A 25,431-nucleotide genomic window follows, 5' to 3' on the forward strand; every position below is an offset into this window, starting at 1 on the left:
GCCATGTTGACTTCTGTGAGATTATCGGTCGCAATTGATTTGCTTAGATTTGTCCGAGGTTAGTCTCATGTATAAGATAGCCATTATTGAAGATTCAAAGGCCGTGAATAATGCCCTTGCAGAATTCTGTCGTCAGCTCGATCAGTCTGCAGAAGTTGATCAGTTTTTTGATAGGGCGTCGGCCGAAACGGGCATCAAACAGAATAATTATTCTTTGATTGTGGTGGATATTGAACTGCCGCCCGAAAAAAATGCGGGCATCGGACTTATAAACGTAAACTCCCAGTATCACAAAAGTCCCGTCATCGTTGTCTCCGGTTTAGATTCTTCAGTTTATCGTTCTATTATGTACCAGCTCGATATATGGGATTTTCTTGAGAAACCTATTGCACCTGATGGGCAAATGTTTTTAGCCGCCGCGATGCGAGTGCTGAGGGACAGACGAAACTCGCAAGGAGCGCAGAGCGAGCAGCAAGCAGAGTCTGAAGAAGACCTGTTCGTAGACCATGAGACGGGGAAGGCGAGTTTCAAAGGAAAGCCTCTTAATATTCCTCATACAGCAAAAATAATATTGCAAAAAGTGTATAAGAATAAAGGTGCACTCGTCACGTACGAAGATCTGTTTGATTTGGTGAAAAGCGGCAAGAACAATGATGCCATCCGCCAGCATGTGAAAACCATTCGCGATGCGTTGAAGGAGGTCGGTGAGTCCGAGGGGCACGTTGAAGTCATCAGAATGAAGGGGGTTCGGTGGCAGGATTAGATCTCAGCAAGCTTAAAAATAATATCAGCAAAGCATCGATCAGAATTTATATTATCGGTGTATTGGTGGCGGTTTTTATTGTTGTATCAGTCGGCACAATTGTTGCGCTTCGATTGAGTTTTGGTTCTGTTGCGCAGCAGTACGAATCGAGTGTTAAACGTAATTTGCAGCGTGTGGCCTATGAGTTTGATTCGCTGGATGGGAGGATCAATCTTAGTAATTTTGAGGCGCCCAAACCAGATAACACAGGGATCCCGTTTTACAGAATTCCCCTGGAATACCTCAATGTCATGCCAGGGCATGTCGAGGATGTAAAACCTCTGTTGGGATGCAGCTTTGCTGGCATCAATGCGCCTCAGAATAGAGTTTGCGCAGGAGTGTTGGAAAATAAAGCGCTCGGTGCAATTGCCTACGTGAGGGGTGGATTCGATAAATTCGGTGATTTGGTTTCGCCTCGTTATATCGATGATCCTCGGACGGGAGACTATTTTCTGGTGACGGTATCTGCGCGCGGTGCCGCTAGCCAGTTCATCGTCACCTTCGACGCCATCAAGAGGGTTGGCGACTCCATGGCCCCGTACTTGTCTCCCGCTTGGAGCTTGACCGGATTCAAAATAGGTTCGTCAACAGGTCGGGCTTATTCAAGAGAACCGCAGATCAAAGGGCGTGCCTTGAAGGTCAGCAGCCAAGGTGCAAGCAACAGGTTTGAATTCATCTTTCAGCTCCCAGTTTATGCGTTTGCGGATGATGCCTTCGAGGCAAATCAGCCGGATGGGGAAACCGCCGTTTGGCCACCGGAGGATCTGTCTGAAGCCCGTATAGACGTTAAATTAATCGGTAATGACGCGACAGGTGAGAGCAGTATCGTTATGGACACGACGCTGTCTGAGCCGAATACCGTTTTTTCGTTTGAAAGAATGAGTAACTATTTAACCCCTGGAGAGGTTTTAGTATTTACCCCCGTTAATTCGAACACGAAAATTAGTGTCAGGCACGCAGCTGGCGAGAGCGCGGGTTCGGCAAGGATTTTTCCATTTAATGTCGTCGACCGGTTAACCGACTTTTTTATTAAGATTATTGTTCCTGCGACAAAAATTGATGAGTTGGCGAAGCTTCCGGACGGGAGCACGGTTGCCATTCGGGGTGATGCTTCGAGTGTATTGGGTGGATGGCGAATTGCTGCGCGATCCATCATCATGCTTTCCTCTCTTCTGATTGTCCTGTTGTTCATATCCTACGTGATTCTGCGTGTTTTCGTACTGACACCACTTTACAAAGTTCGGCGCAATACGTTGCATATGAAAGAGAGGTACAACGCCCTTCATGAATACAAGCTGCCATTTGAAATAAAAGAAAGTCAGAGCGAGGTAGGCGTTCTTTGGCGGAACATCTCAGAGCTTCATGAGGCGCTCATGGCGTATGGCCGTAGTGCTTTAGAGCGCTCGAAACGGGAACACCATTTTCTACGTGCGATAGGTCATGAAATCAGATCTCCCTTGCAGGATTTGATGCTTCGCCACAATGATGATACCGACCCCAGTACACGCTTCGTACGGAGGATCTCATTCGCAGTCAAGTATTTATATGGAGCTTCCTTGGGGCAAGAGACTTCTGATAATTTCATATTCAAAAGCCCACAAGAGGCCATGAACTCCTTATCTGGAAACATTACTAAGGAAAACATAACGGAATACTTGATGAACGCCGCTGAGTCGATAACGGCGGGTATCAAATATGTCGGCAGCGATTCTGCCCTTTATGTGATGGTTGACGCTGACATGCTGGAGTCGGTGCTGACCGCGATCATCAGCAACGCCCAGGATTTTAGAACGCTTGATACTGACATTATTGTCGATGGCTATCTGGAGCAGGGCGACGCCGTTGTCACGATAAAAAATTGTGGCCCTCATATCGCGAATGACCCTATCGAAGAAATCTTTGAATATGGCGTCTCTGTGCGAGACGGCGCCGGGGAGGGGGATCATCTTGGCCAGGGGCTGTATATGGCGAAGACCTTCGTTTCACGTCTGAGCGGTAGCCTGACCGCCAGCAATTTGGGTGATGGTGTCTGCTTCGAAATCAGACTGCCCTGCGTGGGTTAGGCGTTCAAATTTCAGCTGATTGACCGATCAATGCCATAGCCGGCCCGTTCGGGCCGGCCGGACAAACATGGAGGTCAGGACGGGACTGCGAGCCGTGCTGATATCACCCCAATACCGTTGTTACTTTTCAGGTTTGTGGGTGGGAAGTGTTGGATGCTTCGGCTTGGTTTCGGGGTTCACGTGATGCCTTCTGTCATCCTTTCCGTCGTCACGTTTCGGTTTCGGGCCTGGCTTGATGTGCGTTGACATACTTGTCTCGATATCCAAATGGTTGATTTCAAGGGGGGCAGCTTGCAACCGACAACAGTGGCGTATATCCCGTCACCGTGGTTTCTAGGCGTGCCATCAATACCCTAGAACCAATCGCCAAGACCGCAAGTGGAAAGGCATGGGAAATGCCAATCGACCCTGAGTCAGCGGTCGCTCCCGGCAGACCTCAAAATCTTCAGCACTGCGACAGCGTGGCATCGACCTCTCAGCGAAACACCTGCCGTGCGAGAGCGCCATAACGCTGTCGCAGGGGGTTTGGCGCTAATCGATGATCCTCGACACTGGGCCATGCCTATCCCCTTGTCAGGATGGTGGCTCTTAGCCATTATGAGTGCCTGAAATTTGAAGCGCGGCTCCGTGAGCCCGATATCGCGAATCCTAGGCATCGGCCTTACGATACTTTAAGGAAAAAAGTTGAACGTATTCAGTACTCTAGAAAAGCCAAAGGTACCTGTGGTTCTCACTCAGCGTAATTACAACGGTAAAACCCACAGAGCCGAGACGTACGTCAGGAATGATGGGCGGGAGGTCAAGTCCTATGCGTTGTGCCCCGCATGTGAAAACCCTGTAACCCTGGTTAACCGGCTTGTCCCTAAAACGGATGCTCAGGTTCTGTACGCCAGGCACACGGGAAGTTCAGTTTCTGGTTTGGCAAAACACGACCAAGGAGCTTACGAGGACTGTCCGTTCCATAACCCGGAAAAGTTTGACAGCAAAACTCCCCGAAAAAGCAAAGAACGAAATGATGAAATCCGAGAAGCGTTGATTAACCACATTCATTTAGTGGTCTCGACGCTAGAAAAGGCTATAGGTATCACCTTAACAGATGACCTGATAGCGGAGATGCTCAAGGACTTTAAAGCGAGTGAGGGGCATAAGTATCGGTGCATCAATCTCTATAATTTGCCATTCGGCTTCGCATATATGACCGAGGCGCGCGATTTATGGGGTATCAAAGTTGATGACTTCATTGCGAAAGAAATTAAAGAGCACTCTGCTGGGTTTGGAGTCAATAAGTACGGAAACGTCGAGCGTAAGCCCAGCGTAAAAGGTTCCAGTCTTCGATTTTATTTCAATAATCACCGTCTTGGTAAGGAGGATTTTGGTAGTGACGCTATTGATTTCGTTGTGGCTGAGATTGAAAACGCCACTAAGAAATCCAAGGTCATTTACACCAAGTCACTGGAGTTCGATAGTGCATATTTCTTTAATACATACGGGCGCCGCGAACGGTTGCGCTTGCTAGCGTTAAAGCATCTGTAGCGCCGAGCCGATCGGCTTTTGGAGGACAGCGTCCAGTTCCTTCGCGTCGATCGGCATCTCTTCCAGCTCTTCTTGTACCATTTTGGCAATCATCTCCGGCACCACGCGATCGATAGCGTTGTAGGCGAGTTCGTTGACAAGATCCAGCAGTACTTCAGGTTTCCTAAAGGAGCCTAGGGCGTTGGACAGGCTAAACGAGGACGCTCTGAGGCGTTCCAAATGATCTAGTTCAACCAACGCGGCAAGAATCAGGTTATCTCGATAGTCCATGAATGGGGAGCTTTGGTGAAATCTCATATTCGGTTCTGACCTATCTTTATCTTTTTGAGATCCGGCATGACCCCGTATGAGACCGAGTATCAGGGCTCTCGGCTCATACTTTATCTTGCAGTGGGAGCCAATCAGCGGGCAATACCTGAAGCCCGGCCTAGGCTTAATAGCCTAGTTATCAGAAAGTTCGCCTTCTTAGCACCGGCAACGCTTGTGCAACCGATCGGGCTGGTAAGCCATATTACTTGTCGATCCTCACTGCGAATCTAAAATAGTTCATTGGCGGTGGTTTAAGGGGTTCACGTTTAATCAGCGAATACAAGTACATCCCGCGAGGGCTGCCCCACGAATGCCGCAATCTTGAGCTCAGCCGAAACATTGAGTGAGCAGGGGAGGGAGGTGAACCAGCGCTTCACTTCATCATCCCAGCCAACCTCGCAAAACGAAGTGTCTGGCCAAAAGTTGTGAATGATATCGTAGTCCAACTGCCTGGCGATGTTTCGCTCAGCATCGCCGATAAGGCACCACGCGGTGCTCATCCGGATCTTCCAGTTTGGAGAGGATAGTAAGTGCAAAGGGGCGTAATAATCAAAACCGAGACTGTCGACTTTGTTGCCAAAATCCTGCAGTACGTTGAGCTTATCGACAACGTCTCCTTCAGCCATCATATCTGCCGAGCGAAAAAGAGACCCAAGAGATTGAAATTTACTTAGTTTCTTGCTTTTTTGCTCTTTTATATTGGATATAGTCTTTGTAGGTGTTCTCTCTCTCAAGAGATCTGATAACGAAACGACTATGAGTTTAGACATTTTGGCGACCTTTTCTTATTGTTTTTATGATAATGCCGGTGGAGCAAAAGGTGGCGCAACTATTTTTTCATGGGATGATTGTATTGCTCTTCCGCAAACCCAGTAGGATGCAGGCGCCAAGCTATTTATAAGGGCTGTATTTGACGCGGAGCAATATGGAAGTTATATATTTGAGTGCGACCATGCAGCAAAGCGCTTTCATAGTCTTACATCTGACTTTTGATTGACTCTCTGGCAGCCGTCGTATTAACCCCGTTACGTGCGAAATGGCGCTAGGCTCATGAAGAATGGAAATAGAGCCCACGCAAAGAGCGCCCGAGTCTCATTCTAATGCTTAATCGTGACTTTGTATGAGGCCGTCATTCCGTTCGAGTGTCGGAAAGCGAACTCCGACCCACGGAGTTCGAACTCGACTCAGTTTTTGCCTGGCGTTGACACGTAATGTTGGCGCACGCTCTGCTTCAAAAAAATGTTCAGCGACTCAGCGTTTAACATGCCGGAATCGCTGAGCTCATCATGAATCCTGCTCTCTATGAGGATGAGGTCAGGGCTGACCGGTAGAAGGAGAAAATTTTGCTCAAGGAGAAACCACAGAGAATCCGGAAGGATGAATTTCTCACCTAACGTCGCAAATGCGACCCACTGACAATCCTTCAAGCGCGTAGTGTATCTAAGGTAAATGGTGGTCATCGCCAATAACACGACTAGCCTTGAAGTGCTCTGTTCACTGAAGCCTCGAATGAAGCGTACTGAGTCATTGACCTGTTCCAGCTCATCGAGCTCAAGCTCCTCCTTGGTAGGTGTAAACGTAGGGGAGTGCATTGTGGGCTCGTGATCGGGACGGGGCTTGGCGGCGCAGTAGGCACGCGCGCCCATCATCACGAAATACTCAGTGATAAGGTTATGGTTGGAAATTTTGTTGCTGGCTCGCAGCCTAGCGATTTCCTCCTGGTATTTATCTTCGGTCGATTTGACCGTGCCCGCTTCCATGGGCTGATCCCACAAGCGTGATACGACGAAGGCATCGTCGGGACGGGCCTGAATGGTCTTGCCTGTTTCTATATCAACAATGGAAATGCGGCCGTCGCTACCAGACCACTCTGCGAGGTGCTTTCGGGCGGTGACATGCTGATTCACAGTGATCTGGTTCGGATTTTTGATTTTCCTACCGTGCTCGTCGGTGATTTCCAGTGGCGGTTCGTGTTCAGTATGGTTCTTACGGTACATATCCTGGGCCCTGATAGAAATCGCGATCAGACTCGCTCATGTGGCAATGGCTGAGCCTGGTGACCAGACAGTGGAGCCGGCACGCTGGTCGCGGTGCTCACAACGTTGCTTGCTCCCTCTGGAAACCGCTTTGTGGAAGGATGGGGCTGTGCCATCATTTTAGCCTCGCTGCACAGAAGATTCCCCAAATGGGGATTGTCCTCGACACAGAAAATTTGTCGCCATCTTAAATTCGCCGCAAAAACGAAAGGCTGCCGCCAGACAGTGCGTTAATGTCAATTCTTCGTTTGAGCTTGGTACTGGGCTGGCTACGAACACCTGTACGTTGAGTTTCGCCAGCTACAACTCCCAACGTTTTAGGAAGGGCATGAACATTACCGCAGCGATGGAGACGCGACTCTGGCGGCAAGCATTTCAGCATCTAGGTAGCCAAGGGTTGAGCGCGTTTGTGAATCAGTGCATGCGTGAGTACGTGAATACCAGCAGTACTAACGTGGTTGGCCTGCTGCGTTCGGAATGGGTCGGGGTTGATGTGTTAAACGCGTTGAGTGAGGGGCTCAGGCTAGCTGGTATTGAGTCTCCGGTCGCAAAAAAGGCAACGTCGCTATCGATGTTGAATCGTCACAGACGCTATTTGAATTTGAGCCTGATTCAGGCCCTCCCGCCTCAAGTGGTTCCAGAAGAATTGATAGAGTTTCGGCTTCATCTGGATATTGGAGTGTGATTCAGGCTGGGCTGTGATGCTGTCAATATCGATTATTCGATTAATTGCCAAGCCCGCTCAAACGGGCCATCTCGGTTGTTCCAAGGGAGGGTTTAAATGCTGGTGCAAGAAGCAGTGAGTTTGACCAAAGAGGATCAACGCATTTTGGACTCTCTGATGCCTGGTGGGAACAGATGGCACACGCCGAGTGATTTGGAGTGCTTGCCTACCTGCCCATATTCAAGCCGATGCGTTCACCATGGGCCGGCAGAGAAGGTTTGCTCAGTTGATTGGAGACGAGCCCCATTGGATGAGGATTCTTCCAAGGTCTTCGTTCACGTCGTGGAGTACTTTGATTTTTACAATCAGGGCGATTTACTGCATTTAAACGTCCAATCAAATCAAGTGGCGGCGCTTCATTCTAAATTCGTGAAAGCAATGGAACGCTTGGTTGCCCCCGAGTATTCGGAAGGATCTCTGCAAATGAAGCAGCATCGTCGGCGCGAGCGAGCCAAGGGTGTTTCTCAGCGGATGAAGAGCGAGCGTTTTTTTCACACGAAAAAGCTTGAGTGTGAGGCGTGTGGTGTTGATTTTTACGCGCTTTACGGAACGGAGGGCTTTCAGGTAATTGAGTGCCACCACCAGATTCCGCTGGCTCATGCAGACCATAAGGGAAAAACCAACGTGCAGGATTTAGCGCTGCTGTGCGCGAATTGCCACAGGCTCGCTCACACATCGGAGTCACTGCATCGAACGGATGCTTTGCGCCGATACGTTCAAGTGAAGGCGGGTAAATAATGGTTGCGACAGCTTAGGTTTGAGCCGCGTGCGGTTTCTTCCCATCATGTTGTCATGCGTATCCCTAGGTGACAGCGGGCATCAAATCGTCTGGGGTCAACTAGTGTCCATGAGGTGAGCTCTGACCTGTAAATACTCCTTATGCTCGACTGTACGAGGGCGATATGTGGATCATCAGCTCTTCAAGTTCTCCTTCCGAAGCTGCATACAGCGGTTCGAAGCGACCCTCATCTCCCGCGAAGACATAGTGGGAGCAGCGACACGGGTCACCGTCCTCTTCGCAGTTCTTGCAGGGGGATGAGCAGATTTCAATCATCCGATCAATTGCCGTGGAAGGGTCTAGAGGATCATAGGTGTCGGAGTAATTCCAATGCTCAATGGTCACCTCACCTTTGGCAAATTCCAGCACGCTTTCTGCACTGTCAAATTCCCAATTAGCCAATGCCCTTAACGCTGGCAGAAGCACAACCCGACAATAGTCGAAGCAGTAGTTTTCCAGATGGCACAGCACGCGGCCCTCATCCTCTACCAAGCTCTGAAAAGAAATCTGTCCATAGCGCTCACCCAGGCTCTTATATCGCAGTGGATCAACCCTAATATGCTTGAGCGCATTGTTGATCGCGTCGATCAGCTCCATTTTGCGGTTACTTAGATGCGCGCCCGATACCGCGAATTTTTCGTCAAAGGACTTCACAAGGTCTTTCCGACTTTCCTTTACCCCAGCTGCTGATCGGATGGCCTGCAAGTAGTCAACACTGTGAGCCAGAATCAAATTCACTCCGAAGGCCTGATGGAGCAAAACCCCGCTACATCCGACAACCCCTTCAACTCCTACTACATATCCCCCACATTTGTGATAAAGGCGGCGCAGACGGCGTTCGATGTTTTAAACGAAGGGAAGGGTGGGTGGTTCCAGCTTGGATTGTACGGTGTGGTTCATAAGCAGTTTGCGGAGCCACCAACGGGCTCCAGCAGCAGCTTTTCGATGCCCGATCGTCCAGAGCAGAGCCTTGAGGAGCGCCAATTAATGATCCCGGCTTCACAGGCTGCCTACAGTCGCTGGCTTGAGGATGTGATGTTCCAGTTCGGGCGAAAGCTTAACTCCTCTCCATGAGAGGCTTGAGTCATAACGTTGGCACCGTGGCGATTTTCCAGCGCTGTTTTTGACTTGGCACTCTGCGAAGTATCTGTAATTCTTTCAATCAACCATTCATGGGGGGCGAAACAAAGATGATCAGATACCATCCTTTCAACCAAGCGCTCATTGGTGTACCGGGGAGGGCACAGTTCGTCGTTGCCTGCGCCTCGATGCCTGTCATGTCGCTACTCGCACTCAATCACCAGGGGATTTTGACCTTCGACAACACGTGTCTCGCTTTGCAGGTCAATTTAGGCGTTTTGACCGTTATGCCATTTGTTCACGCCATGTTCCGTAATAAGTGGAAAGCGCAATACGAAGAACGTCTTTTGGACGTCACCCTCAAGCTACTCAACCCTGACTTGAACGAAAAGACCCGTCGGAGACTGGAGGGGTACCGTGAGAATCTTAAGCTTCAGTACCATTTAGCGCTGGACTGGATACCGACATACAAGGCCATCGATAAGATCAAGTGGAGCCTAAGTTTGGCGGTGTCGGGCCTGCGAGGAAGCCACCCTACGGTGCTGGCGAAACAGTGAGCGGGTCGAACAAATATCTACTAGCGGAGCGTCATATTCGAGTCTTTGGTTAAGGCTGCGGAGCTTCTAACGCCTTAATCAAAGAACTCGTTGATGAATGAACCTGTGTCCCAAAACGCTTGGCGAGCGGCTGCAGTATGCTGGCCATGTACGCATCAGCTCGGAAGAATGAAACGTAGGGCACGTAGAGCGCGTGGATAACATCGACGAAATCGCTGTGCTTCATTACTCGGGTTCCTGTTCCGAAGGAGTTGCGTACCGAGCTGTAGAGCCCTCGCAAGCATGTCGACAAACCTGGGCAGTACTCGTCGACAATGGAAATATCTTTGCAGGGAGGGGCGTCTGGTAGCCAAGTTGAGAGCAGTTGATTGACGATATCAAGAATGCCCTCATTCTGAGCTTTGACCCAGAAGCTATTATTGAAACTGCCCAATGTGGTTGCTCGCTCGTCTGCAGGCATACGGGTCAGCACGGTGCGTAGCTTTTCAAAGTTCGTCTCCATCGTCGTGATCAAGTTTTGCGCCGGGCGCCTCACCCACTCACCAATTGCTCCCAGCTTATGATGGTGCTCCCGAAACCACTGCGCCATGTAGGTCGGGTCACGAAGGCTTTCCAGAAGTGCCTCATCAGCTTTTTTCCGGCTTGCTTTCCCCATCACAAAATTATGAAGCACTTGAGCGTCCTGTGGCCGCATCGGAAACGTTTCAAGAAACTCATCAAGATTTGGCTTTCCGAGGTGGCCCAAATTCGATCGAAAATTGCCTGACTTGCTCAATGTGGTCGCCCTGAGAGCTCGGCGCCCCTTACGATTAAGCGATGCATCTTGAGCCTGTTTATCCAGAGTGCCTGAGATATCGAGGCTATCCAGCGGGCTTACCAGTGCTCCGAGTTCGGGGAACCATTGGCCATTCGCGTCCATCACCTGGATCCGGTCAGAGCGCTGGGCCACCAGACTTTCAAGTTCGGCCTTGATCAATCTGTCAAACGAGATCATTGCATTTCGTTCACAGAGATCTTTCAAGAGTCCCGTACGCCGAATGGCGGCATCGGCGTATGGCTGATCCATCGGCGCCATTTCGGAAATGTGTGCGCCGGAAAAAGCGAAGACGGCATCGCCTGAAGCTTTCAGCGCCAGGAGTGTCGATCGAACCTGTGCTTCCGACTCGGACAGATGCGTTTTGCTAAGCGCTGAATAGTCATTGCTGTCCAGATAAATGATCTTTTCAGGCATAGCTCCACTCTTTTAGGCTTCGAAATTTATAGGTTTGGAATACAGTTCAGACTGCGATCGGAGCAGGTCAGCTGGGGGCGGTCAATTTTTTCGAGACTGCAAATTCAGTCGGGGCCTTGCCACGTTCGAACGCGATCAAATACGACACGTGTGCATTCAGCGGCTTTGCATCTTTCCGATCCGTGGTGAATGTCAGGTGCACCTCGCGAGTTGCGTAGCTGAGTGAGACCTGAAGACGCTGCAGTTCATCCAGCAGCGATTGCATCTCGTCGTAGACTGCAAATTTGCTGCTTTCCGAGTACTCGCTTGCACAGTCCCGGTAGTCTCGGAAATAGTCTATCAGTGACGCAAAAACCTCGTGCGCCTCACGCTTCATCTCACATCCAGGTTGGGAAATGTCCATCGTGGAAGTCTCAGCAAGCTTTGCGAGTTGCTGTCCAGTGGTGAGAGGGAGCGCCGGCAGCGTGATGTAATCGCGTTCAAGTCTAGCTTTCTCCTTCGCCATTTCTTCTTCAGTAGGAATGGCGAAAGGTTTGTTGAAAGCGTCGATGTCTTCGATTTCGAATGCTCTAGCGAGCGCGCGACGGGTATCGATGCTGGCGGATTTCGCGTTTTCAACACGCTGTACCGTCCGCACATTAAGGCCCGCCAGCTCCGCAAGGGTTTCCTGAGACCATTGAAAAGCCTCCCGCATACTCCGGATGAGGGCGGCAAATTCGTCAATGCTCAGCATTCGAGGTTGGCCGGTGGTGTTGGTGGTATCCATGGTTCAGCTCCATCAGGTGGTCGGTACGTGGATGATGAAGAAACCGTGAATGACGCAACACGACAGGTGCCCGACAGGTTAGTAGTTTTGCGTGATTTCATCCCTGAATTTGATGACGGTTTCCAGTTATCAAGGCGATAGCTCAAAAGGGTCGAAAAATCTTTATTGGCCGTTGGGTCTTGGCGTGATTCCGGTCAGAATGCGTACCGCAGCGGGTTGGAGCGAGCATCGCGCTTCAGCGCTGGTAGTGAGCTGTAAGGACATTGGAGCGGATGGAAGTACGTAACTGATACCTCAAACGCTTTAAGCGTACGTCGCTTGATCTTTCAGTTACCCGGCTGCGTTGGCTTCGTTGTCCGTGCGTATGAGTTCCAAAGATTGTGCTTATTTAACCATGTGTTGGAGAATCTCCTGATGTCGGCGATGCAGCGTACAAAATTCAAACTCCTCGTGCACGAGGCTGACGGACAGAGATACGAAGATCTCTTCGTCAAGATAATGAGCTACATCGATCCTGGATTCAAAGCGGTTAAACCACATGGGAATATAGGCGACCGAGGCAATGATGGCTGGGTGTCGGGCAGTGGGCAATATTATCAGTGCTACGCGCCAGAAGATCTTCCAAACAACACTGAAAGCGCTATTGCTAAAATGAAGCACGACTTTGCGACCCTTAAGGGATACTGGGAAAAAACTTCTACGGTCAAAGAGTTTTTCTTTGTGCTCAATGATAAGTTTCGCGGAGCGCCTGCACATATATACACCGCTGTGCAGGAGCTGAAAGTTGCTCATGGATTAACGCATGCTGAAGTGTACGTCGCCAGCCAGCTCGAAGGGAAGTTGTTCTCGCTACCTGATGACGTAATCGAACATTTACTCGGAGCGTTGGGGGAGGAAAAGACTGCCGCAGACACTATATATTCGCACTTGCTCAATCAAGCCACAGAGCGGCTGTATTTGCATTATTGGATGAACATCAGTGATAACCTGATCGGGGGCGGCATTGAGCGGAAAATTATTGACGATTTCTCTGAATTCACTACCCTTGTTTTTATAACTGATTTACCGGGGGCGGACGTCGGATTGGAGAGTGCTTTATTGGAGTTGGTCAAGAGAGTGGATGCGCTGGTAGAACACTTTACAGGTTCCAATCATGCTGCGCTGACCCCTGACCACAAATGGTGGTATCACGATAAAAGTTGGAAACAGATTTGGCGCTCTCAGGAGGTATATGATTCGATGTATGCAGAGAGCGACGCATGGCGCATTGACTTGTATAAAGTTCACTGCAACCTAGTTTATGCACTTAACTTATTTTCTGCCGAAGTCAGAAAGCGTTTGCTTCCAGGCTATTTGTTAGGGGGGAAGTTTGTGGTGAATGATTCGATGGGTACCTATAATAATTTGGAAGGCTATAAATACATGCCGGGTTCATTCGACGAGGTGGAAGAGAAATATTAGTGTGCAGTGAGAGACGGCGCTGTTCTCGCGCCTAGGGCGTCCTCACGTCTCACGCTCTCGCGTTAATGCAGTTGGGTGCTAAGTTGCGTGCGGGCCTTAAGACGGCGGTCAGGCATCGTGATAGATCGCACCCAGTCCGCAAACCGCCCCAGCAATGTCTTGGAAAGCCCCTCAGCAACCCGATCGACCTCATATTGAAAGTCATGGTGGCCCGCATCGCTCCACTCATCATCTGCGTACGCCCCCAGAAAACACTCCATGTCGGACACGATGTTGTCGATGTCCAACTCAGCCAGGGCCTGCTCCAGATTTGCCCATTTTCCGTCGGCAGGTATATAGCTTTGCACCCAGTCATGGGTTTCATGATCGGCCACTTCCAGGTGCCTTGAAGTCTGAGTAGCTTGTGGGCAATCCGTGATGAAGGTCGAACCCGTTGCCAATGATGTATAGGGTCGTAGCGTCCATGCGTGGCATCTTGGGCATTCCTGCGGGGGTGGTGGGCGAGAGAACTTCAGTTGGGGATCTTTACAAACTTCACTCCAGGCAGCGGAAGCTTTCGCGAAAATAAACAGATTGGATGCGAAATATTAGGAGGGGCAAGGGAATGCGCCTATCGAGTAGAATGCTGCGCTCGCTCGAAGTGATGAGGTTCTCAGTAACCTCCCGATTCCATTTTTGGTGTAGGTTTACATTTGTCGCCGACGAGGAAGCATGAATCGGACGGCGATTCGGTTGTCAGGTTTACATTTCACCTGTGATTTTTGCCGATATCTAGCTAGGTTTACATTTTTCGTATTTTTCACGGATTACTTTTCTTGAGTCGATTTTTCAACCTAATGTTTGCGGTGTTTTTTCCGTTTTCGGCTTTCCGAAAATGGAAGGAGCGTCGGTTTACATCTTCCCCCATAGCGGTTTTCGGCGCCGGCAAGAGCACTAACCGTGAATACCTGGCCGAGCGTCTGCGCGCCGCCGGTATCGAAGTGGTGCTGACCCGCGAGCCGGGTGGTACGCCGTTGGCCGAGCGGATTCGCGAAGTGTTGTTGGCGCCCGTGGATGAAGTCATGAACCCGGATACCGAGCTGTTGCTGGTATTCGCCGCGCGCGCCCAGCATCTGGCCGAGGTGATTCGCCCGGCGCTGGCCCGTGGCGCCGTTGTCCTGTGCGACCGGTTTACCGATTCGACCTACGCGTATCAGGGCGGTGGTCGCGGCTTGTCGCTGGAGCGCATCGCCGCACTGGAGTCTTTCGTTCAGGGCGATCTGCGTCCGGACCTGACACTGATTTTTGATCTGCCGGTGGAGGTCGGCCTGGCCCGCGCCAGCGCGCGTGGGCGTCTGGATCGTTTCGAGCTCGAAGGCCGAACCTTTTTCGATGCCGTGCGCCGTGCGTTCCTCACGCGTGCCGAAGCGGACCCTGCGCGTTACGTGCTGGTCGATGCGGCTCAGCCGCTGGCGCAGGTTCAGCAGTCGCTGGACGCCTTGCTCCCGCGTCTGCTGGAGTTGACCCGTGGCTGAAGCCTATCCGTGGCAGGACGGCCTCTGGCAGCAATTGGCCGGTCGCAAGCAACACGCGCACGCCTATCTGTTGCATGGCCCGGCCGGGATCGGCAAGCGTGCACTGGCCGAACGCTTGATGGCCAGTTTGCTGTGCCAGCGACCGACCCCACAGGACGCGTGCGGTGAATGCAAATCCTGTCTGTTGCTGAAGGCGGGCAGCCATCCGGACAATTACATCCTGGAACCGGAAGAAGCCGACAAGGCAATCAAGGTCGACCAGGTGCGCGATCTGGTCAGCTTCGTGGTCCAGACCTCGCAGATGGGCGGCCGCAAAGTGGTGCTGATCGAGCCGGTCGAGTCGATGAACGTCAACGCCGCCAACGCCTTGCTCAAAAGCCTGGAAGAGCCGTCCGGCGATACCGTGTTGTTGCTGGTCAGTCACCAGACCAGTCGGTTGTTGCCGACCATCAAGAGTCGTTGCGTGCAGCAGGCCTGCCCGCTGCCGAGCGAGGCCATGAGCCTTGCGTGGCTGCTCAAGGCGTTGCCGGACAATTCCGAAGACGAGCGCGTCGAGCTGTTGACGCTGGCCGCCGGCTCGCCACTGGGCGCCGTCAAATTGCAGGCCCAAGGCGTGCGCGAGCAGCGAACGCTGGTGGTCGAAGGCGTGAAGAAGTTGCTCAAGCAGCAGCAATCGCCGACGCAGTTGGCCGAAGAATGGAAAAGCATTCCGCAGTTGCTGCTGTTCGACTGGTTCTGTGACTGGTCGAGCCTGATCCTGCGTTATCAGTTGACTCAGGATGAAGCGGGGCTCGGCCTGGCGGATATGCGCAAGGTTATTCAGTACCTGGCGCAGAAAACCGCCCAGGACAAAGTCCTGGCAATCCAGGACTGGATCCTTGCCCAGCGGCAAAAAGTCATGAGCAAGGCCAACCTCAATCCGGCGTTGCTGCTGGAGGCGCTGCTGGTGCAGTGGGCGTCTCTGCCTATCCAGAAGTAAGCGACAGCGCCTAGACTCTGAACATCAGCAGTGGAGGTCAGCATGAATGAAGCCGTCAATCCAGGGCCGCGCAACGGCATTTTGTCCCTGAGCATCAAGGACAAGTCCGTGCTGTATGCGGCCTACATGCCATTCATCAAGAATGGCGGGATGTTTATCCCGACCAACAAAAGCTACAAGTTGGGCGACGAGGTGTTCATGCTGCTGAACCTGATGGATGACGCCGAGAAGATTCCAGTCGCCGGCAAGGTCACCTGGATTACCCCCAAAGGCGCGCAGGGCAACCGCGCCGCTGGCGTTGGCGTGCAGTTCAACGATGGCGACAACACTGCGCGCAGCCGAATCGAAACCCATCTGGCCGGAGCCCTGAAGTCCGACCGTCCCACTCATACGATGTAAGTTGCAGCCCTTTTATGCTCGTAGATTCCCATTGTCACCTTGATCGTCTTGACCTCACCGCCCACGACGGCTCACTGGATGCCGCGCTCGATGCGGCCCGGCAGAGCGGAGTAGGGCACTTCCTGTGTATCGGCGTCAGTGTCGACAACGCCGCCGACGTCAAAGCCCTGGCCGAGCGCTATGACGACGTCGATTGTTCGGTGGGCGTGCATCCGCTGGACGTGCAGCCGGGTGCCGCACCGGCGCTGGATTGGCTGTTGCAGGAACTCAATCACCCGCGCGTGGTGGCGATTGGTGAAACCGGTCTGGATTATCACTACGAGCCGGAAGCGGCGCAGTTGCAGCAGGCATCGTTTCGCCTGCACTTGCAAGCCGCCGAGCAGACTGGCAAACCGGTGATCATCCACACCCGTGGCGCGCGCGCCGACACATTGAACCTGTTGCGCGAAGCAGCGTTGCCTCAGGCCGGTGTGTTGCATTGCTTCACCGAAGACTGGGACATGGCCAAAGCCGCACTGGACATGGGTTATTACATTTCCCTGTCCGGTATTGTCACTTTTCGCAATGCCGATGCGCTGCGGGATGTCGCGAGCAAGGTGCCGGCTGACCGCTTGCTGGTGGAAACCGACTCGCCGTACCTCGCGCCAATTCCTTATCGCGGCAAGCCGAACCTGCCGCAGTACGTGCGAGAGGTTGCGCAATTTCTGGCAATGTTGCGTGGTGAGCCTTTTGAACGATTTGCCGAGCAAACCACTGAAAACTTCAAGCGGCTGTTCCCGCTGGCGCACGTGAAAGGCTAAATCGCAGGCAAAAAAAACCCGGGTTCTGGGGGGTGAATCCGGGTTAAGACCATTAGGAGTAAAACAAAGGCACGCGGTCCGTTGGTACCTATATCGGCGCAACACTTGGGGGAGATGTCTCGCCGACAGTTCAAGTATTGATCAGTATTGCGCCGAGTCCAGTTTAGCGGCCCCGGTTTTTAAACAATTTTGGAATACGCCCGCTTCGGAAGAGTTCTCATCAACTGAAGAGCCTGCGTGAAATCAACTGGAAACACAGATATGGTCGGATGATCCGTGCATTTTTGCGTAAGTTAGGCATAATACGCGGCTTCGAATTTTGACCCCTACAGACCTTTTCTTATGCATAAAGAACCTCGTAAGGTCCGTGAGTTTCGTCGCCGCGAGCAAGAAATTCTCGATACCGCGCTCAAGCTGTTCCTCGATCAAGGTGAAGACAGTGTCACCGTCGAGATGATTGCTGATGCCGTCGGTATCGGCAAAGGCACGATCTACAAGCACTTCAAATCCAAGGCCGAAATCTACCTGCGCCTGATGCTCGATTACGAGCGCGATTTGAACGAGCTGTTGCATTCGGCAGATGTCGACAAGGACAAGGAAGCGCTGTCCCGGGCTTACTTCGAATTCCGCATGCGCGACCCGCAACGCTATCGCTTGTTCGACCGCCTGGAAGAGAAGGTGGTAAAGGGCAATCAGGTGCCGGAGATGGTCGAGGAGCTGCACAAGATCCGCGCTTCGAATTTCGAACGCCTGACCTTGTTGATCAAGGGCCGCATCAGTGAAGGCAAGCTCGAAGACGTGCCGCCGTATTTCCATTACTGCGCGTCCTGGGCGCTGGTGCACGGTGCGGTCGCGTTGTATCACTCGCCGTTCTGGAGCAACGTGCTCGAAGATCAGGAAGGTTTCTTCCAGTTCCTGATGGACATCGGCGTGCGCATGGGCAACAAGCGCAAACGCGACACCGACACCCCGAGCAGCTGATCCATTCAGCTCCCTTATTGCGCCGTGTTTTCGCAACATGGCGCAGTACCGCAGGAATATACTCAGGCTTGGGACTTGCTAAAACTTGATTTGTGAGTCAAGTTTTGCGGGTTCGAATTTTCTATCGCCGGAGTGATCCATGATCGTTGACCGTCAAGGCAGGCGTTTCCGCAATTTGCGGCTCAGCCTGACCTCCGCCTGCAACTACGCTTGTACCTACTGCGTGCCCAACGGCAAGCGGTTGGTGGCTGCGCAGGATGAATTGTCGGCCGAAGCCATGGCACGCGGCGTTGCCTACCTGATCGAAGCAGCGGGCATCGAGCGCTTGCGCATTACCGGTGGCGAGCCGCTGGTCAGCCCAAAACTTGAAGCGTTCATGACCGCCGTCGGCACGATGGGCCTCGAAGACATCAGCCTGACCACCAACGGCCAGTTGCTGGAAAAAAAGTTGCCATTGCTGGTGAACGCCGGCATTCGTCGTATCAACGTCTCGCTCGATACCCTGGACGCCAACGCGTTTCGCAGCATTGCCCGTGGTGGCGATCTGGCGACGGTGCTCAATGGCATGGACGAAGCTCACGCGGCCGGCCTGAAGATCAAGGTCAACATGGTGCCGCTGCGAGGGCAGAATCTTGATCAGGTGATGCCGCTACTCGATTACTGCCTGGAGCGTGGCTACGAGCTGCGCTTTATCGAGTTGATGCGCATGGGCCACCTGGCCAGCGACAACAACGCCTTTCTTCAGCAGTTCGTCAGCCTCCAGCAGTTGCTGAGCCTGGTTGGCGAGCGCTACGAATACCTTCAAGCCGATGCGCCCGTTGACGCCACCGCGGTGCGCTACGCCATTCCAGGGCATGGCCACTTCGGGGTGATCGCCAACGAAAGCGTGCCTTTCTGCCGAACCTGCTCGCGCCTGCGCCTGTCGTCCACCGGTTGGCTGCATGGCTGTCTGTCGTCGAGCAACCGTCACTACGTCGGTGATTTGCTCGACAAGCCGCGCCACCAGGCTCTGCCGGCGTTGCAGCGGTTGCTGGTGAAAGCGTTGGGGGACAAGCAGGAAGTGGCGTTCTCTGGTGGCGCGACCGTCATGAAAATCATCGGCGGCTGATTAGGCCCTGTGGCGAGGGGGCTTGCCGGACCGCCGTACCGCCCCGTCGGGTTGCGAAGCGGCCCTCTGCATTCTTTCAACGCCACAATTTCACGACTGCTGCGCAGCCGAACGGCGGCGAGCCGCCTCGCCACGGGTTTTGTTTCCAGGCTTGAAATATCGAAAGACTCAAGGACTGGCGCGGAAGCTGCATCCAACGCCCATTCGCCGGTTTTCCGTCACCGGCCTCTGGAGGGTAGGATGCGTAGCCTGGTTTTGCTGCTGGCCGTTTTGGCGCTTGGTGGCTGCATGAATGTCAGCGATATGGGCGAAGGTGTTCGTTATCAGATGAGTGACTCGGGCCTGCTGGATCACAGCGACAGCCGCCGGGTGAACAACCTGCGCATTCAGCCGGACTCGTTCATCTACATTGCCCAGGGTGCCTTCGCGCCGCCGGGCAGCCCCTATCCGCGGCCTAACGTGGTGGCCGAAGAAGCCTTCAACGGTTTTATCGAATACTTCCCGATGGTCCGCCGCGCCCGCGCGCCGGAAGGCCTCGACCAGGCGATGGGCGAAGCCCGTGCCGCCGGTGCGCATTACCTGCTTTACACGCGTTTCGCCAAGGCCGATGACCGTATCGGCAACTCGGACGAATGGCTCGATCAGGAGTCCGTGGATCGCCTCGGGATCGACAGCGGCGTGATTCAGATCATGTTGATCGAGACCAGCACCCAGTATTTGATTGATACTGCGCGCATCAAGAGTCGTGGCGGTTTACTGACGTTCCACGACAACAAGCCAGAGGACCTGATTGGCCCGCCGCTGGAACAATACGCGCGCAGCCTGATCGGGCTCAGCGACCAATAAGACACAGGAGAACGCCATGAGTGGTCCGCAGAAAGCCAACGATTTGTTGGGGCAAATCCCCAAAACCAAAGGCTTGCCGCCGGTCCACCTGTGGAACCCCGACTTCTGTGGCGACATCGACATGCGCATCGCTCGTGACGGCACCTGGTATTACCTGGGCACGCCAATCGGGCGTAAGCCGATGGTCAAACTGTTCTCCACCATTATTCGCCGCGACGGCGATGATTACTTTTTGATTACTCCGGTCGAGAAAGTCGGCATCAAGGTCGACGATGCACCGTTCGTGGCGATTGCCGTGGACGTCGAGGGCGAGGGTGAAGAACAACGGTTGCGCTTCACCACCAATGTCGATGAAACCGCCGAGGCCGGTGTCGATCATCCGATTCGCGTGGTGATCGACCCGGTCACCCAGGAGCCCGCGCCGTACGTGCACGTGCGCACCAACCTCGAAGCGCTGATCCACCGCAATGTGTTTTATCAACTGGTGGAACTGGCCGTGAGCCGTGAAATCGACGGGCAACGCTGGCTGGGTGTGTGGAGTGGCGGCGAATTCTTCCGCATCGGTCTCGAGCCTTAACCGGATCAAACTGTGGGCTTGCTCGCGAAAGCGGTGTGACAGGCGACATAGGCGTTGAATGCCACGCCGTTTTCGCGAGCAAGCCCGCTCCCTCATTTGCTCTCCGGATCTCCCGAAGAATCCAATTGACAGCCAATCGTATGATGATTAGCGTGGCCCACCATCGCGAACGGTGTCGTGCCGTCCCTGAATCGAGGTTCTCATGTCCAGCAGTTTTCATGCATCGACGGTCGATTGGCTGGGTTGCTGGATTGCCGCAGGCCAAGTGAAGCCCGGCGAAACCATCAAGGTCGAAGCTGACCTCGGCGAACAGCTCGGTGTCAGCCGGACGGTCATTCGCGAAGCGATCAAAACCCTGGTCGCCAAAGGCATGCTCGAAGTCGGGCCGAAGGTCGGCACGCGGGTATTGCCGGTGCGGCGCTGGAACCTCTTTGATCCGCAAGTCGTCGGCTGGCTGTCACGCAGCGGCTTGCCGGAAAACTTTGTCGACGACCTGCTCGACCTGCGGCGCACCATCGAGCCGATGGCCGTGCGCTGGGCTTGCGAACGCGCCACCGCCGAACAAGTGCACGCCGTGCTCCAGGCCTATAACGCACTGGAGCGAGCCGTGGATAGCGGCGTCGATTACAACCGGGCCGACCAGGCCTTTCACGAGTGCATCCTCGCCGCCAGTCACAATCAATTCATCGAGCAAATGGTCCCGGCCCTTGGCGCGCTGCTGGCGGTGTCGTTCGAAGTCTCCGCCGCCGACCCTGACGAACTGCGTCGCACGCTGCCGATCCACAAAGACATGGCCGATGCCATCGCTGCCCGCGACGCCGCGCGCGGGGTGTGGGCCTGCATGACCCTGATCGACAACGCCGACCTGGCGATCAAACGGTTTTACCCAAAAGTCATGGCCGACAAAAAAGCCGGCTGACAACTAAAAAAACCTGTGGGAGCGGGCTTGCTCGCGAAGACGACCTACGATTCAAAGCTAATGTTGACTGATACGCCGTCTTCGCGAGCAAGCCCGCTCCCACATGAACAACAATAATGCTGGAGGTTTCATGTCGTGGACTGCCGTTACCCAACACCGTGCCACGCTCGGCGAAGGCCCTTTCTGGGATGCGCCGACGCAGGCGCTGTACTGGGTTGATATCGCTGGCAAGCAAGCGCTGCGGCTGATCGGTGCCAACGTGGAAATCTGGGAAATGCCGGAGCACGTGTCCGCCTTCATCCCCTGCGCAAGCGGCGATGCGCTGGTGACACTGAGCAGTGGCGTCTATCGGCTCGATCTGGAGTCGCCAGGCCTGGAGCCGCGCCTGACGCTGCTGTGTGTCGCCGACCCGCAACCGGGCAATCGCCCCAACGAAGCCCGCTGCGATGCACAGGGCCGGCTCTGGCTCGGCACCATGCAAAACAATATCGGCGAAAACGGCGAAGACCTGCCCATCCTGCGGCGCACCGGTGGTCTGTTCCGCATCGACCGCGATGCGCGGGTTACGCCGCTGCTTCGCGGTTTGGGCATTCCCAACACAATGCTGTGGAGCGACGACGCGACTACGCTGTATTTCGCCGACAGCCTCGACGCTACGTTGTACCGCTATTTCATCCACACCGACGGCAACCTCGACACCGCGTATGTGTGGTACGGCCCCGACCAGCGCGGTGGCCCGGACGGTTCAGCCATGGATGCCGAAGGTTTCATCTGGAACGCGCGCTGGGACGGCAGTTGTCTGCTGAGGTTGACGCCGGACGGTCATGTCGATCGGGTGATCGAGTTGCCGGTCAGCCGCCCGACCAGTTGCGTGTTCGGCGGCGAAGACCTGAAAACCTTGTACATCACCAGCGCGGCGAGCCCGCTCAACCATCCGCTGGACGGCGCGGTGTTATCGATGCGGGTGGAGGTGCCAGGGAAACTTTGCACGCGGTTTGCTGGCTAGGTCCCACAATATGGGATGCAAAATTATATATTGAGATTATTCGGCAGTCGGGTTTATAGTCGCCCATCAGTTACACGCACTCACACTTAAAAAAACAAAACAGGTGAAGTGATGCAGCGATTTTCCAAAAAGCCTTTTGACCGGACATCGACAGATGCCCGGTTTTTGTCGTGCCTGAAAAATGCGGCCTTAGTGCCCAGTCCATCACCCATCGATGATGGCCACTCGATGATGTGCCGCGACTGAACAACACCGGTTTCAGGCGCGGAACTCCGCTTGAAATCCAATCATCATACGATATGACTATTAGCTAAAACGTTTGCACCGGCTTTCAAAAATAACGCTCAAAAAAAATAACAAGGAGTCAGCTTATGAATCGTCGTCGTGGGATCCGTTCCCTGTGCTGTGCCGCTCTGGCGGTCACTGCGGTAAGCCTGAGCAGCACGCTGCTGGCGGCCGAGGAAGTGAAGATTGGTTTTTTGGTCAAGCAAGCGGAAGAGCCGTGGTTCCAGACCGAGTGGGCCTTCGCTGAAAAGGCCGGTAAAGACAAAGGTTTCACGGTCATCAAGATCGCCGTGCCGGACGGCGAGAAAACCCTCTCCGCCATCGACAGTCTCGCCGCCAACGGTGCCAAGGGTTTTGTGATCTGCCCGCCGGACGTCGGCCTCGGCCCAGCCATCGTCGCCAAGGCCAAGCTCAACGGTTTGAAAGTGATGGCGGTCGACGACCGTTTTGTCGATGCCAGCGGCAAGTTCATGGAAGACGTGCCTTACCTCGGCATGGCCGCGTTTGAAGTTGGCCAGAAACAGGGCGCGGCGATGGCCGCCGAAGCGAAGAAACGCGGTTGGGACTGGAAAGAAACCTACGCCGTCATCAACACGTTCAACGAACTCGACACTGGCAAGAAGCGCACCGACGGTTCGGCCAAGGCCCTGGAAGACGCGGGCTTCCCGAAAGACCACATTCTCTACACCGCACAGAAAACCCTCGACGTCCCTGGCAGCATGGACGCCACCAACTCGGCGCTGGTGAAACTGCCCGGCGGCGCGAAAAACCTGATCATCGGCGGCATGAACGACAACACCGTGCTGGGCGGCGTGCGCGCCACCGAAAGCGCCGGGTTTGCTGCCGCCAACGTCATCGGCATCGGCATCAACGGCACCGACGCCATCGGCGAACTGAAAAAGCCCAACAGTGGTTTCTTCGGCTCGATGCTGCCTAGCCCGCATATCGAAGGCTACAACACAGCCAGCATGATGTTCGACTGGGTCACCACCGGCAAAGAGCCACCGAAATACACCGCGATGGACGACGTGACGCTGATCACTCGCGAAAACTTCAAGCAAGAGCTGGAAAAGATCGGCCTCTGGAACTGAGGCACGCTTGATTTCATCGGTAGCCCTGGCGACGGGGTTGCCTGATCGGTGTGATGAGGTGGTTTATGCACGCGCAAGTACAGACACAGCACGACGGCGTCGGTGGCAGCCTGCGCTTCAACGGGATCGGTAAAACCTTTCCCGGGGTGAAGGCGCTGGACGGCATCAGCTTCGTCGCGCATCCGGGCCAGGTTCACGCCTTGATGGGCGAGAACGGCGCCGGCAAATCGACCCTGCTGAAAATCCTCGGCGGCGCTTACACGCCGAGCAGCGGCGACCTGCAGATCGGCGAGCAGACGATGGTCTTCAAGTCCACCGCCGACAGCATTGCCAGCCGCGTCGCGGTGATCCATCAAGAGTTGCACCTGGTGCCCGAAATGACCGTGGCCGAGAACCTCTTTCTCGGGCACCTGCCGGCCAGTTTTGGCCTGATCAATCGCGGCACCTTGCGCCAGCAGGCGCTGGACTGTCTCAAAGGCCTGGCCGATGAAATCGACCCGCAACAGAAAGTCGGGCGCTTGTCCCTCGGTCAGCGGCAACTGGTGGAAATCGCCAAGGCGTTATCCCGTGGCGCGCATGTGATTGCCTTCGACGAACCCACCAGCAGCCTCTCGGCGCGGGAGATTGATCGCTTGATGGCGATCATCGGTCGTCTGCGCGACGAAGGCAAAGTGGTGCTCTACGTATCCCATCGCATGGAAGAAGTGTTCCGCATCTGCAACGCGGTGACGGTGTTCAAGGACGGCCGTTACGTGCGGACGTTCGAGGACATGAGCGCGTTGACCCACGATCAGTTGGTCACGTGCATGGTCGGCCGCGACATTCAGGACATCTACGATTACCGCCCGCGTCAACGCGGTGCCGTGGCGCTCAAGGTGGACGGTCTGCTCGGTCCGGGCCTGCGCGAGCCGGTGAGTTTCGAGGTGTACAAAGGCGAGATTCTCGGCCTGTTCGGTCTGGTCGGCGCAGGTCGCACCGAACTGTTTCGCCTGCTCAGCGGGCTTGAGCGCAACACCGCCGGACGCCTTGAACTGCGCGGCCATGAGCTGAAACTGCGGTCGCCCCGCGATGCGATTGCGGCGGGAATCCTGCTCTGCCCCGAGGACCGTAAAAAGGAGGGCATCATGCCGCTCTCCAGCGTCGCCGAAAATATCAACATCAGCGCTCGCGGCGCGCATTCCACGTTTGGCTGCCTGCTGCGTGGCGTGTGGGAGAAGGGCAACGCCGACAAGCAAATCAAAGCGCTGAAAGTAAAGACGCCCGCTGCGTCGCAAAAAATCATGTACCTGTCCGGTGGCAATCAGCAGAAAGCGATTCTCGGTCGCTGGTTGTCGATGCCGATGAAAGTGCTGCTGCTGGATGAGCCGACGCGCGGCATCGACATCGGTGCCAAGGCCGAGATCTACCAGATCATCCATAACCTGGCCGAAAGCGGCATTGCGGTGATCGTGGTTTCCAGCGACCTGATGGAAGTGATGGGTATTTCCGACCGCATTCTGGTGCTCTGCGAAGGAGCGATGCGCGGCGAGTTGTCTCGCGCGCAGGCCAATGAATCCAACCTGCTGCAACTGGCTTTGCCGCGCCAA

Annotated in this window: 28 protein-coding genes; 20 read left to right on the plus strand and 8 right to left on the minus strand. The window is 54.3% G+C overall.

Annotated features, from left to right (window positions below):
* Window positions 1–67: 67 nt before the first annotated feature.
* From ACQKP4_RS17520 to ACQKP4_RS17530, 3 genes are all read left to right on the plus strand, one after another.
* Window positions 68–763, plus strand: coding sequence for a response regulator transcription factor (locus tag ACQKP4_RS17520; RefSeq protein WP_427634916.1), 696 nt, complete (start codon window positions 68–70; stop codon window positions 761–763).
* Window positions 751–2,865 (plus strand): sensor histidine kinase, encoded by a 2,115-nt coding sequence (locus tag ACQKP4_RS17525; RefSeq protein WP_427634917.1) that lies wholly within the window; start codon window positions 751–753, stop codon window positions 2,863–2,865. The genes ACQKP4_RS17520 and ACQKP4_RS17525 overlap by 13 nt, the downstream gene beginning before the upstream one ends.
* Window positions 2,866–3,549: 684 nt before the next feature.
* A complete protein-coding gene (locus ACQKP4_RS17530; protein ID WP_427634918.1) occupies window positions 3,550–4,398 on the plus strand; it encodes a hypothetical protein in 849 nt (282 codons plus the stop codon).
* On the opposite strand, the gene ACQKP4_RS17535 is transcribed toward ACQKP4_RS17530, so the two are convergent.
* The 3 genes from ACQKP4_RS17535 to ACQKP4_RS17545 form a co-directional block, all read right to left on the minus strand.
* Window positions 4,384–4,668, minus strand: a complete 285-nt coding sequence (locus ACQKP4_RS17535; RefSeq protein WP_427634919.1) for a hypothetical protein — start codon at window positions 4,666–4,668, stop codon at window positions 4,384–4,386. The genes ACQKP4_RS17530 and ACQKP4_RS17535 overlap by 15 nt on opposite strands.
* 305 nt (window positions 4,669–4,973) lie before the next feature.
* Entirely contained in the window at window positions 4,974–5,477 is a 504-nt protein-coding gene (locus ACQKP4_RS17540) for a hypothetical protein (RefSeq protein ID WP_427634920.1), read from the minus strand.
* 414 nt (window positions 5,478–5,891) lie between these two features.
* Window positions 5,892–6,704, minus strand: a complete 813-nt coding sequence (locus ACQKP4_RS17545; RefSeq protein ID WP_427634921.1) for a hypothetical protein — start codon at window positions 6,702–6,704, stop codon at window positions 5,892–5,894.
* A 367-nt stretch (window positions 6,705–7,071) separates the two neighbouring features.
* Between ACQKP4_RS17545 and ACQKP4_RS17550 the strand changes: the two genes are divergently transcribed.
* Both ACQKP4_RS17550 and ACQKP4_RS17555 read left to right on the plus strand, forming a co-directional pair.
* A complete protein-coding gene (locus ACQKP4_RS17550) occupies window positions 7,072–7,428 on the plus strand; it encodes a hypothetical protein (RefSeq protein WP_427634922.1) in 357 nt (118 codons plus the stop codon).
* A gap of 96 nt (window positions 7,429–7,524) precedes the next feature.
* Window positions 7,525–8,205, plus strand: a complete 681-nt coding sequence (locus ACQKP4_RS17555; protein WP_427634923.1) for an HNH endonuclease — start codon at window positions 7,525–7,527, stop codon at window positions 8,203–8,205.
* A 139-nt stretch (window positions 8,206–8,344) separates the two neighbouring features.
* On the opposite strand, the gene ACQKP4_RS17560 is transcribed toward ACQKP4_RS17555, so the two are convergent.
* On the minus strand, window positions 8,345–8,983 hold the full coding sequence (locus tag ACQKP4_RS17560) for a hypothetical protein (RefSeq protein WP_427634924.1): 639 nt from the start codon (window positions 8,981–8,983) through the stop codon (window positions 8,345–8,347).
* Here ACQKP4_RS17560 and ACQKP4_RS17565 point away from each other — a divergent pair.
* Together ACQKP4_RS17565 and ACQKP4_RS17570 are read left to right on the plus strand one after the other, a co-directional pair.
* Window positions 8,963–9,319 (plus strand): hypothetical protein, encoded by a 357-nt coding sequence (locus ACQKP4_RS17565; protein WP_427634925.1) that lies wholly within the window; start codon window positions 8,963–8,965, stop codon window positions 9,317–9,319. The genes ACQKP4_RS17560 and ACQKP4_RS17565 overlap by 21 nt on opposite strands.
* A 116-nt stretch (window positions 9,320–9,435) precedes the next feature.
* Entirely contained in the window at window positions 9,436–9,882 is a 447-nt protein-coding gene (locus ACQKP4_RS17570; protein WP_427634926.1) for a hypothetical protein, read from the plus strand.
* A 49-nt stretch (window positions 9,883–9,931) separates the two neighbouring features.
* On the opposite strand, the gene ACQKP4_RS17575 is transcribed toward ACQKP4_RS17570, so the two are convergent.
* Both ACQKP4_RS17575 and ACQKP4_RS17580 read right to left on the minus strand, forming a co-directional pair.
* On the minus strand, window positions 9,932–11,113 hold the full coding sequence (locus ACQKP4_RS17575) for a hypothetical protein (protein ID WP_427634927.1): 1,182 nt from the start codon (window positions 11,111–11,113) through the stop codon (window positions 9,932–9,934).
* Between the two features lie 67 nt (window positions 11,114–11,180).
* Window positions 11,181–11,879, minus strand: a complete 699-nt coding sequence (locus ACQKP4_RS17580) for a helix-turn-helix domain-containing protein (protein WP_427634928.1) — start codon at window positions 11,877–11,879, stop codon at window positions 11,181–11,183.
* A gap of 414 nt (window positions 11,880–12,293) precedes the next feature.
* Between ACQKP4_RS17580 and ACQKP4_RS17585 the strand changes: the two genes are divergently transcribed.
* Complete coding sequence (locus ACQKP4_RS17585; protein ID WP_427634929.1) at window positions 12,294–13,340, plus strand: hypothetical protein; 1,047 nt, start codon at window positions 12,294–12,296, stop codon at window positions 13,338–13,340.
* A 62-nt stretch (window positions 13,341–13,402) separates the two neighbouring features.
* Here the strand turns inward: ACQKP4_RS17585 and ACQKP4_RS17590 are convergent, their stop codons facing one another.
* Window positions 13,403–13,714, minus strand: coding sequence for an AbiH family protein (locus tag ACQKP4_RS17590; protein ID WP_427634930.1), 312 nt, complete (start codon window positions 13,712–13,714; stop codon window positions 13,403–13,405).
* Window positions 13,701–13,823: an AbiH family protein gene (locus ACQKP4_RS17595; protein ID WP_427634931.1), complete on the minus strand. Its 123-nt coding sequence runs from the start codon at window positions 13,821–13,823 to the stop codon at window positions 13,701–13,703. Before ACQKP4_RS17595 ends, ACQKP4_RS17590 begins: the two co-directional genes overlap by 14 nt.
* Window positions 13,824–14,155: 332 nt before the next feature.
* On the opposite strand from ACQKP4_RS17595, the gene tmk reads away from it, so the two are divergent.
* The 12 genes from tmk to araG form a co-directional block, all read left to right on the plus strand.
* Entirely contained in the window at window positions 14,156–14,854 is a 699-nt protein-coding gene (gene tmk, locus ACQKP4_RS17600; protein WP_427634932.1) for a dTMP kinase, read from the plus strand.
* On the plus strand, window positions 14,847–15,833 hold the full coding sequence (locus ACQKP4_RS17605; protein ID WP_427634933.1) for a DNA polymerase III subunit delta': 987 nt from the start codon (window positions 14,847–14,849) through the stop codon (window positions 15,831–15,833). The genes tmk and ACQKP4_RS17605 overlap by 8 nt, the downstream gene beginning before the upstream one ends.
* Before the next feature lie 42 nt (window positions 15,834–15,875).
* On the plus strand, window positions 15,876–16,232 hold the full coding sequence (locus ACQKP4_RS17610; RefSeq protein ID WP_427634934.1) for a PilZ domain-containing protein: 357 nt from the start codon (window positions 15,876–15,878) through the stop codon (window positions 16,230–16,232).
* Between the two features lie 14 nt (window positions 16,233–16,246).
* Entirely contained in the window at window positions 16,247–17,032 is a 786-nt protein-coding gene (locus tag ACQKP4_RS17615) for a TatD family hydrolase (RefSeq protein ID WP_427634935.1), read from the plus strand.
* 342 nt (window positions 17,033–17,374) lie between these two features.
* A complete protein-coding gene (locus ACQKP4_RS17620) occupies window positions 17,375–18,013 on the plus strand; it encodes a TetR/AcrR family transcriptional regulator (protein ID WP_008152317.1) in 639 nt (212 codons plus the stop codon).
* A 139-nt stretch (window positions 18,014–18,152) separates the two neighbouring features.
* A complete protein-coding gene (locus tag ACQKP4_RS17625) occupies window positions 18,153–19,121 on the plus strand; it encodes a GTP 3',8-cyclase MoaA (RefSeq protein WP_427634936.1) in 969 nt (322 codons plus the stop codon).
* 240 nt (window positions 19,122–19,361) lie between these two features.
* Complete coding sequence (locus ACQKP4_RS17630; protein WP_427634937.1) at window positions 19,362–19,967, plus strand: DUF4823 domain-containing protein; 606 nt, start codon at window positions 19,362–19,364, stop codon at window positions 19,965–19,967.
* A gap of 16 nt (window positions 19,968–19,983) precedes the next feature.
* Entirely contained in the window at window positions 19,984–20,544 is a 561-nt protein-coding gene (locus ACQKP4_RS17635) for a DUF1285 domain-containing protein (RefSeq protein WP_427634938.1), read from the plus strand.
* Between the two features lie 202 nt (window positions 20,545–20,746).
* Window positions 20,747–21,463 carry a FadR/GntR family transcriptional regulator gene (locus ACQKP4_RS17640; protein ID WP_427634939.1) on the plus strand — a complete coding sequence of 239 codons (717 nt, stop codon included), beginning with the start codon at window positions 20,747–20,749 and terminating at the stop codon, window positions 21,461–21,463.
* A gap of 130 nt (window positions 21,464–21,593) precedes the next feature.
* Complete coding sequence (locus tag ACQKP4_RS17645) at window positions 21,594–22,469, plus strand: SMP-30/gluconolactonase/LRE family protein (RefSeq protein WP_427634940.1); 876 nt, start codon at window positions 21,594–21,596, stop codon at window positions 22,467–22,469.
* Between the two features lie 371 nt (window positions 22,470–22,840).
* On the plus strand, window positions 22,841–23,845 hold the full coding sequence (locus ACQKP4_RS17650; RefSeq protein ID WP_427634941.1) for a substrate-binding domain-containing protein: 1,005 nt from the start codon (window positions 22,841–22,843) through the stop codon (window positions 23,843–23,845).
* A 65-nt stretch (window positions 23,846–23,910) separates the two neighbouring features.
* On the plus strand, window positions 23,911–25,431 hold a 1,521-nt coding region (gene araG, locus ACQKP4_RS17655), incomplete at its 3' end, for an L-arabinose ABC transporter ATP-binding protein AraG (RefSeq protein ID WP_427634942.1).

The sequence above is a fragment of the Pseudomonas sp. NPDC086278 genome (assembly GCF_050280905.1).
Lineage (GTDB): Bacteria > Pseudomonadota > Gammaproteobacteria > Pseudomonadales > Pseudomonadaceae > Aquipseudomonas.

What these genes read in the sequence shown, in the direction of transcription:
- ACQKP4_RS17520 (WP_427634916.1), top strand. Translation starts at nt 68, where the DNA reads ATGTATAAGATAGCCATTATTGAAGATTCAAAGGCCGTGAATAATGCC.
- ACQKP4_RS17535 (WP_427634919.1), bottom strand. Translation starts at nt 4,668, where the DNA reads ATGGACTATCGAGATAACCTGATTCTTGCCGCGTTGGTTGAACTAGAT.
- ACQKP4_RS17540 (WP_427634920.1), bottom strand. Translation starts at nt 5,477, where the DNA reads ATGTCTAAACTCATAGTCGTTTCGTTATCAGATCTCTTGAGAGAGAGA.
- ACQKP4_RS17545 (WP_427634921.1), bottom strand. Translation starts at nt 6,704, where the DNA reads ATGTACCGTAAGAACCATACTGAACACGAACCGCCACTGGAAATCACC.
- ACQKP4_RS17550 (WP_427634922.1), top strand. Translation starts at nt 7,072, where the DNA reads ATGAACATTACCGCAGCGATGGAGACGCGACTCTGGCGGCAAGCATTT.
- ACQKP4_RS17555 (WP_427634923.1), top strand. Translation starts at nt 7,525, where the DNA reads ATGCTGGTGCAAGAAGCAGTGAGTTTGACCAAAGAGGATCAACGCATT.
- ACQKP4_RS17570 (WP_427634926.1), top strand. Translation starts at nt 9,436, where the DNA reads ATGATCAGATACCATCCTTTCAACCAAGCGCTCATTGGTGTACCGGGG.
- ACQKP4_RS17575 (WP_427634927.1), bottom strand. Translation starts at nt 11,113, where the DNA reads ATGCCTGAAAAGATCATTTATCTGGACAGCAATGACTATTCAGCGCTT.
- ACQKP4_RS17580 (WP_427634928.1), bottom strand. Translation starts at nt 11,879, where the DNA reads ATGGATACCACCAACACCACCGGCCAACCTCGAATGCTGAGCATTGAC.
- ACQKP4_RS17585 (WP_427634929.1), top strand. Translation starts at nt 12,294, where the DNA reads ATGTCGGCGATGCAGCGTACAAAATTCAAACTCCTCGTGCACGAGGCT.
- ACQKP4_RS17595 (WP_427634931.1), bottom strand. Translation starts at nt 13,823, where the DNA reads ATGCCCAAGATGCCACGCATGGACGCTACGACCCTATACATCATTGGC.
- ACQKP4_RS17610 (WP_427634934.1), top strand. Translation starts at nt 15,876, where the DNA reads ATGAATGAAGCCGTCAATCCAGGGCCGCGCAACGGCATTTTGTCCCTG.
- ACQKP4_RS17615 (WP_427634935.1), top strand. Translation starts at nt 16,247, where the DNA reads ATGCTCGTAGATTCCCATTGTCACCTTGATCGTCTTGACCTCACCGCC.
- ACQKP4_RS17620 (WP_008152317.1), top strand. Translation starts at nt 17,375, where the DNA reads ATGCATAAAGAACCTCGTAAGGTCCGTGAGTTTCGTCGCCGCGAGCAA.
- ACQKP4_RS17625 (WP_427634936.1), top strand. Translation starts at nt 18,153, where the DNA reads ATGATCGTTGACCGTCAAGGCAGGCGTTTCCGCAATTTGCGGCTCAGC.
- ACQKP4_RS17630 (WP_427634937.1), top strand. Translation starts at nt 19,362, where the DNA reads ATGCGTAGCCTGGTTTTGCTGCTGGCCGTTTTGGCGCTTGGTGGCTGC.
- ACQKP4_RS17635 (WP_427634938.1), top strand. Translation starts at nt 19,984, where the DNA reads ATGAGTGGTCCGCAGAAAGCCAACGATTTGTTGGGGCAAATCCCCAAA.
- ACQKP4_RS17640 (WP_427634939.1), top strand. Translation starts at nt 20,747, where the DNA reads ATGTCCAGCAGTTTTCATGCATCGACGGTCGATTGGCTGGGTTGCTGG.
- ACQKP4_RS17645 (WP_427634940.1), top strand. Translation starts at nt 21,594, where the DNA reads ATGTCGTGGACTGCCGTTACCCAACACCGTGCCACGCTCGGCGAAGGC.
- ACQKP4_RS17650 (WP_427634941.1), top strand. Translation starts at nt 22,841, where the DNA reads ATGAATCGTCGTCGTGGGATCCGTTCCCTGTGCTGTGCCGCTCTGGCG.